General features: G+C 73.3%; 7 protein-coding genes. 1 reads left to right on the top strand and 6 read right to left on the bottom strand.

What is annotated here, in order from left to right:
• Nucleotides 1-124: 124 nt before the first annotated feature.
• The 5 genes from HW578_RS20775 to HW578_RS20755 all read right to left on the bottom strand — a co-directional run bounded on the left by HW578_RS20775 (nucleotide 125) and on the right by HW578_RS20755 (nucleotide 5065).
• Nucleotides 125-1024, bottom strand: a complete 900-nt coding sequence (locus HW578_RS20775; protein ID WP_198372625.1) for a hemolysin family protein — start codon at nucleotides 1022-1024, stop codon at nucleotides 125-127.
• Nucleotides 1021-1470, bottom strand: a complete 450-nt coding sequence (gene ybeY / locus HW578_RS20770; protein WP_198372624.1) for an rRNA maturation RNase YbeY — start codon at nucleotides 1468-1470, stop codon at nucleotides 1021-1023. Before ybeY ends, HW578_RS20775 begins: the two co-directional genes overlap by 4 nt.
• A 55-nt stretch (nucleotides 1471-1525) precedes the next feature.
• A complete protein-coding gene (locus tag HW578_RS20765; RefSeq protein ID WP_198372623.1) occupies nucleotides 1526-2575 on the bottom strand; it encodes a PhoH family protein in 1050 nt (349 codons plus the stop codon).
• Nucleotides 2572-3948 (bottom strand): tRNA (N6-isopentenyl adenosine(37)-C2)-methylthiotransferase MiaB, encoded by a 1377-nt coding sequence (gene miaB / locus HW578_RS20760; protein WP_198372622.1) that lies wholly within the window; start codon nucleotides 3946-3948, stop codon nucleotides 2572-2574. Before miaB ends, HW578_RS20765 begins: the two co-directional genes overlap by 4 nt.
• A gap of 193 nt (nucleotides 3949-4141) precedes the next feature.
• Nucleotides 4142-5065 (bottom strand): lysophospholipid acyltransferase family protein, encoded by a 924-nt coding sequence (locus HW578_RS20755; RefSeq protein WP_198372621.1) that lies wholly within the window; start codon nucleotides 5063-5065, stop codon nucleotides 4142-4144.
• Nucleotides 5066-5266: 201 nt separating this feature from the next.
• Here HW578_RS20755 and HW578_RS20750 point away from each other — a divergent pair, with 201 nt between their 5' ends.
• Nucleotides 5267-6232: a tripartite tricarboxylate transporter substrate binding protein gene (locus HW578_RS20750; protein ID WP_198372620.1), complete on the top strand. Its 966-nt coding sequence runs from the start codon at nucleotides 5267-5269 to the stop codon at nucleotides 6230-6232.
• Here HW578_RS20750 and HW578_RS20745 read toward each other — a convergent pair.
• On the bottom strand, nucleotides 6219-6900 hold a 682-nt coding region (locus HW578_RS20745), incomplete at its 5' end, for an NAD/NADP octopine/nopaline dehydrogenase family protein (RefSeq protein WP_232479169.1). The genes HW578_RS20750 and HW578_RS20745 overlap by 14 nt on opposite strands.

Below are 6900 nucleotides of genomic sequence, written 5' to 3'. Positions count from 1 at the left end.
CGACGAGCCCCTCCTCCCTTCCGGCCATTTGACCCAGGGTCTGGGAGGCGGTTGCCTCCCAGCGGGGGGTCCGGGGGGCTGGCCCCCCGGTCACCCTACGCCATCCCGACTCCACCCTTCGCGCCTACTCGGCCGCCGCCCGTGCGGGATGGGTTCCGGGCCGTCGCACCCGCAGGCGGCGGATGCGGCGGGGGTCGGCATCGAGGATGCGGAACTCGAGGCCCGAGGGGTGGGAGACCAGCTCGCCCTTGGCCGGCACGCGGCCGGCCAGGGTGAAGACCAGGCCGCCCACCGTGTCGATGTCGGCCGCGCGTTCCTCGTCGGTCAGCACCTGGCCCAGTTTCGCCTCGAAGGTTTCGACCGGCATGCGGGCGTCGAGTTCGATCGTCCCGTCCGGGCGTTCCGTCATGTGGGGCGTGGCGTCCTCGTCGTGTTCGTCGGAGATGTCGCCCACGATGGTCTCGACCAGGTCCTCGATGGTCACCAGGCCGTCGATGCCGCCGTATTCGTCCACCACGAGCGCCATGTGGGTGCGGGCCTGGCGCATCTGCAGCAGCAGGTCGAGCACCGGGATCGACGGCACGACGAACAGCGGCTTGCGCTCGATGGATTTCAGCGAGAAGGGGCCGGGCCTCCCCACCGCGGCGAAGACGTCCTTGATGTGGACCATGCCGGCGATGTCGTCGAGGCTCTCGCGATAGACCGGGTAGCGGCTGTGCCCGTCCTTCTGGATCAGCGCGATCGCCTGTTCGAGGGTGTGGTCCTCGGGCATGGCCATGATGTCGGCGCGCGGCACCATGACGTCGTAGGCGGTTGTGCCGCGCAGGCGCAGCACGTTGGACAGCAGGTCGCGTTCGTGCGTGTCGAGGTCGGAGGCGTCGAGCGCGTCGCCGTCGTGCTCGCCCTTGTCCTCGCGGCGTTCGATGAGTTCGCCGACGCGGTCGCGGACCGATTCCGCCTCCTTGCGGCGCAGCATGCCCTGGAGTTTCCAGAACAGCCCCGGTCTGGAGGACAGGTCGCTCATGTCGCCCCCCGCCACGGGTTGGGCAGGCCGAGCCGGCGCATCACGCGCGCCTCGGCGCGTTCCATGCGACGGGCGTCGCCGGCCTCGATGTGGTCGTGCCCGGCCAGGTGCAGGGCGCCATGGGCGACCAGGTGGGCCAGGTGGGCGGCGGCGTGGCGGCCCCCCTCGCGCGCCTCGCGCCGCACCACGCCAAGGGCGAGGGCGACATCGCCAAGATGCCCCGGGGTGCCGGCCGGGAAGGACAGCACGTTGGTCGGCTTCGCCTTGGACCGGTGGGTGCCGTTCAGCCGCTTCACCGCGGCATCGTCGGCCAGCAGGACGGTCATCGCGCCAACGGCCCCCGCTTCGCGCAGCGCCGCCCGGGCGGCCCGGCGCGCCAGCGCCTCGGGCCGCTTCACGGCGGCGCGCCAGCCCGGCGCCGCCAGGACCACGGAGATGTCCTCCATCTCCCGCGATCCGCTCCGAAACCCAGCCCCGTCAACGCAACGAGGGCCGGGACGGCTACTTCCCGGTTCCATACCTCTCCTTCTTCGCCCGGTTCTGGTCGTCGGCCCGCCCATAGGCGGCGACAATCCGGGCCACCAGCGGATGCCTTACCACATCCCGCTCCGCGAATCTCGCGACTCCGATTCCGTCGACCCCTTCGAGGATGCGCAGCGCCTCCGCCAGTCCCGAAGGCTGGCCGGCGGGCAGGTCCACCTGGGTCGGGTCGCCGGTGACGACCATGCGCGACCCCTCCCCCATGCGGGTGAGGAACATCTTGATCTGGGCCGGGGTGGTGTTCTGCGCCTCGTCGAGGATGCAGTAGGCGTGCGCCAGCGTCCGGCCTCGCATGAAGGCGAGCGGGGCGATCTCGATCTCCCCGGCATCGATCCGGCGCTTCACCTGCTCGCCCGGCAGCATGTCGTGCAACGCGTCGTACAGGGGCCGCAGGTAGGGATCGACCTTCTCCTTCATGTCGCCGGGCAGGAAGCCCAGCCTTTCCCCGGCCTCGACCGCCGGGCGGGACAGCACGATGCGGTCCACCCGGCCCGATTGAAGCAGCGCGACGCCCTGCGCCACGGCGAGGTAGGTCTTGCCGGTCCCGGCGGGGCCGACGCCGAAGACCATCTCGCGCCGCGCCAGCATCTCGATATAGGCGGCCTGGGCGGGGGATCGCGGGGCGATCGCGCCCTTGCGGGTGCGGATCGCCGGCAGGTCGGCCAGCGGCAGGCGGGGTTCGCCCTGCTCGGCGGCGCCTTCGGCGAGGCGCAGCGCGGCCTCGACCTCCGCGGTGCCGACATGCTGGCCCTGTTCGAGCCGTTTCCACAGCGCCAGCAGCGCCGCCTCCGCCATCGTCGTCCGGTCCGCCCCGCCCGAGATCGCGATGCGATTCCCGCGCGAGGCCAGGCGCACGCCGAGCACCTGCTCGATCCGCGCCAGGTGCCGGTCGTGTTCCCCGTGCAGGGCGGCCAGCAGGACATTGTCGTCGAATTGCAGCGTGACCGATCTCTGCTCGGTCGGGCTGCGCGGGTCGGCGGCGCGGAGGGCGAGGCTGTGGGTGGCGGTCAAGCGGCTGGTCTCTCCCTGGCTGACGGCGTGGCGGGCGCTGCGAGAACGCCCGAGAGGGAATTGGGGTTGCCGGCGACGATCTTCACCGGGACGACCTGCCCGGCGAGGCTTTCCGGGCCGTCGAAATGCACCGGGTTCAGCCAGGGCGTGCGCCCGGCCATCTGCCCGGGGTGGCGCCCGGGGCCGGTGACCAGCACATCGGCCACCATGCCGGCGCGGGATCGGTTGAACGCCGTCTGCTGGTCGCGCAGCAGGGCCTGGATCTCGGCGAGGCGCGCGTCCTTCACGGCTTCCTCGACCTGCCCGGCCATCGTCGCGGCCGGCGTGCCGGGGCGCGCCGAATACTTGAAGGAGAAGGCCTGGGCGAAGCCGATGTCACGGATCAGCGCCAGGGTGGCCGCGTGGTCGGCCTCGCTCTCGCCCGGATGCCCGGCGATGATGTCGGTGGACAGCGCGAGGTCCGGCCGCGCGGCGCGCAGGCGGTCCACCAGCCGGCGGTAGTCGTCGGCCGTGTGCCCGCGGTTCATGGCCTTCAGGATGCGGTCGGAGCCGGACTGCACCGGCAGGTGCAGGAAGGGCATCAGCGCCGGCGTGTCGCCATGGGCGGCGATCAGGTCGTCATCCATATCGCGCGGGTGGGAGGTGGTATAGCGGATGCGCGCCAGCCCCGGGATCTCCGCCAGCCGCCGCACCAGCCGCCCGAGCGTCCAGGCACGCCCGTCCGGTCCCTCGCCATGCCAGGCATTCACGTTCTGGCCAAGCAGCGTGAGTTCCCGCGCGCCCAGGGAGACCAGGCGCTCGGCCTCGGTGACGATCGCCGCCGCCGGGCGGGAATATTCCGACCCGCGCGTATAGGGCACCACGCAGAAGGAGCAGAACTTGTCGCAGCCCTCCTGCACGGTCAGGAAGGCGGTGACACCCTGCGGCGCGGTCGTCTCGGGCAGGTGGTCGAACTTGTCCTCGGCGGGGAAGTCGGTCTCGATCACGGCACCGGCGGCGCGGGAGGCGCGCGCCACCATCTCCGGCAGCCGGTGGTAGGATTGCGGCCCGAGCACGATGTCCACCCAGGGGGCGCGCGCGGTGATCTCCGCACCCTCGGCCTGGGCCACGCAGCCGGCCACCGCGATCACCATCTCGCCGCCGCGCTCGCGCTTGGCCTCGCGCAGGCGTCCGAGGTCGGAGAAGACCTTCTCCGTCGCCTTCTCGCGGATGTGGCAGGTGTTGAGGATGACCATGTCGGCCTCCTCCACCGCCTCGGTCGGCGCATAGCCGAGCGGGGCCAGCACATCCGCCATGCGGGCGCTGTCATAGACGTTCATCTGGCAGCCCCAGGTGCGGATCAGCAGGCGCTTCCGGGGGGTGGCGTCGGTCATCGGGGGTCAGGCTCCGCTCGCCCCGCCGCGCGGCGCGGGGGGATTGGCGGCGGACATGCGCACCAGGGCGGTGCGGGTCAAGCGACCTTCGGCCCGAAGCGAATCATGCGGTGAAGCGTGGCTGGGCGCGTCGCGTCGGGTCAAGCGCCGTCTCGCCGGTGCGAAGGCGGTGTTGCCCGCGCGCCGCGCCGCATCAGCCGGCCGGCGGGCGCAGCCGCAGGGGGGCGACCGGGCGGTTCTGCCGCAGCAGCGCCGCGCCCTCGGCCACCACGTCGCTGGTCGCCGCCGTCAGCGCCTTGCGGTCCGGGAAGGCGGCCGGGTCGGCCGGTTCGTGCAGCAGCACCGTCGCACGCGCCCCGGACCGCCGGGCGATCCGCCAGAAATGCGTCGCGATGTCCATGTCGCCATACCAGGCGAAGAAAGGCCGGTCGCGCCGGCAGGCCGGCAGCCCGCCCAGCCGGTCATAGACCAGCGAGACCGGCTGCACCTGCTTCGCATCCTGCGCCACCGACAGGAAGGAGGAGCGGAAGGGCAGCACCCGCGTGCCGTCGTTCGACGTGCCCTCGGGGAACAGGATGATGCTGTCGCCCGCCTGAAGTCGCTGGCCGATGCTCCCGGCCTCCTTCCCTGTGCCGGTGCGGGTGCGGCTGACGAAGACCGTGCGGCCGAGCCGCGCCACCGTGCCCACCACCGGCCAGGTCCCGACCTCGGCCTTGGAGACGAAGGCGGCCTCGAGCACGCCGCCCAGCACCAGGACATCGAGCCAGGAGGAATGGTTCGACACATAGAGCACGGAGGGCGAGGCGGCGGGCGCGCCGACCACCTGCACCCTGAGCCCGATCAGCCGGCAGAGCATCGCGTGGTAGGTGCGCGCGAAGCGCCGCGCGCTGCCGGGTGCGACCCGCAGCAGCACCGTCTGCACCGGGATGGAGAGCAGCGTCCAGATCGCCGCGCTGGCCATCCGGCGCACCGCGCGCACCCGCCCGCCGATCGGCCGGGGTTCCATCACGTCGCCCCAGGCGTCGCCGCGCATCCAGGGGCTGAAGCGCAGCGGGTTGCGCCGGCGCAAACGGCGCGGCTTCAGCGCTTCCTCGGGCGAACGGGCGACGGCTTCCATGGCGCAGCAGGTAGCGCGCGACGCATGGCGGGGCAATGAAGGCTTCGCGGCATTGCGGTGAAGCCTGCGTATGACGCAGGACGCCGTGAAGCCTGCGTATGACGCAGGACGCCGTGAAGCCTGCGCGCCGCCCATGACGCGGATGGATTGCGCGCGCCCCGCCGCAGGCCAAGACTGGCGCGGCCCGAGGAGAGCCCCGCCATGCCCCTGCCCCGCCGCGCGCTGCTTGCCGCGCTCGCACTCCCGGCCCCCGCGCTGGCGCAGGGCGCCTGGGCGCCGGATCGCCCGGCCAGGCTGGTGGTGCCCTTCGCCCCGGGCGGCTCGCAGGACGTGCTGGGCCGGCTTTTCGCCCAGGCGATCCAGGCCGCGGGCGGTCACCAGGTGGTCGTCGAGAATCGCGCCGGGGCGGGCGGCATCCTGGGCGGGGAGGCGGTGGCGCGCGGCCCGGCCGACGGGCTTTCGCTGCTGCTGGCCACCGCCGGGCAGACCACCATCCCGAAGGCGATCGGCCGGCGCATGCCCTATGACCCCGAGGCCGACCTGGCGCCGGTGATGCAATTGCTCGACAGCCCGGTGGCGCTGCTGGCCGGGCCCGGCGTCGCGGCCGCCGATGCCACCGCGCTGATGGCGCTGGCGCGCGCCGCGCCCGCGCCGCTGCCCTATGCCTCGACCGGCATCGGCACCAACACCCACCTGATCATGGAGGACCTCAAGGCGCGCGAGCGGCTGAACGTGGAGCACGTGCCCTATCGCGGCGCGGCGGCGGCCTTCAACGACCTGCTGGCCGGGCGCATCGCCCTGATGTTCGTCTCGGTGCCCTCGGTGCTCGGCTTCTCCGGGGGTGCGCTGCGCGTGCTCGCCACCACCGGGGAACGCCGCTTCCCGAGCCTGCCCGCGGTGCCGACGCTCACCGAGCAGGCGGTGCCGGGCTTCACCGCCAGCATCTGGACCGGGCTGTCGGTGCGCGCGGGCACGCCGCCCGCCGCGATTGCCTTCTGGCGCGAGGCCTTCACCCGCGCGCTGGAGGATGCGGCGCTGCGCGACCGCCTCGAAGGGCTCGGCGCGACGCCGGCGCCGAGCGACCCGGCCGCCTTCGCCGCCCTGCTGCGCGAGGACCTGGCGCGCTGGACGCGGGTGGTCGCGCCGCTGGCGATCAGCCTCGACTGAGCGCGGCGGGCAGGTCCGCGAGGTCGAGCCCGGCCAGCAGCGGATTCTCCCGCAGGCCCCGCCCCCACAGCGTCTCGATCACCGTCACCGTGGCCGCGGTGACCGGCATGGGCTGGCCGATCGCCGCCCCCAGCGCGAGGTAGAAGGCGAGGCCATAGGGCACGTCCTCGGTGACGTAGCGGGTGTCCATGTCGGTCGGGCCGGCGATGACGCCGCGGCCCTGCTCGATGGCGCGCGTCATCTCGTGCAGGGGGCCGCGGGGGACGCCGTTGGTGCGGTGCAGCGCCTCGACCAGGCTGGGCGGGTGGTGGCCGAAGCGCGCGGCGAGCGCGTCGCGCTCGGCGCAGAGCGCTTCCATCAGCCGGCACACGGCGGGCGTCATCAGCCCGTACTGGCCCCAGGCCTCGCGCTGCTCGATGCGCGTGACGTTGGCCAGCACCAGCGCGGCATGGGCGATCGGGTTGGTGTTGATGAAGGCCGCGGCGAGCGCATCGGGCACCACCGGCCAGCGATTGCCGAACAGCGATTCGGCCAGCGCGGCCATCCGCGGCGCGGCGGGGCCGGGCAGCGCGCCCATCTCGGCCTCGGCGCGGATCGCGGCGATGCGCACGCGGTCGGGCGCGCTGCGCCGGCCGGTGATGGGCGTGGTCGCCATGGCCCCCACCGGT

The organism is Roseomonas rosulenta (assembly GCF_016106005.1).
Taxonomy (GTDB): domain Bacteria; phylum Pseudomonadota; class Alphaproteobacteria; order Acetobacterales; family Acetobacteraceae; genus Neoroseomonas; species Neoroseomonas rosulenta.
The sequence above is the reverse complement of the archived record's forward strand: the minus strand, read 5'-3'. Positions and strand labels throughout refer to the sequence as shown.

Coding starts and splice junctions, on each gene's coding strand:
- HW578_RS20775 (WP_198372625.1), bottom strand. CDS start 1,024: ATGAGCGACCTGTCCTCCAGACCGGGGCTGTTCTGGAAACTCCAGGGC.
- HW578_RS20755 (WP_198372621.1), bottom strand. CDS start 5,065: ATGGAAGCCGTCGCCCGTTCGCCCGAGGAAGCGCTGAAGCCGCGCCGT.
- ybeY (WP_198372624.1), bottom strand. CDS start 1,470: ATGGAGGACATCTCCGTGGTCCTGGCGGCGCCGGGCTGGCGCGCCGCC.
- miaB (WP_198372622.1), bottom strand. CDS start 3,948: ATGACCGACGCCACCCCCCGGAAGCGCCTGCTGATCCGCACCTGGGGC.
- HW578_RS20750 (WP_198372620.1), top strand. CDS start 5,267: ATGCCCCTGCCCCGCCGCGCGCTGCTTGCCGCGCTCGCACTCCCGGCC.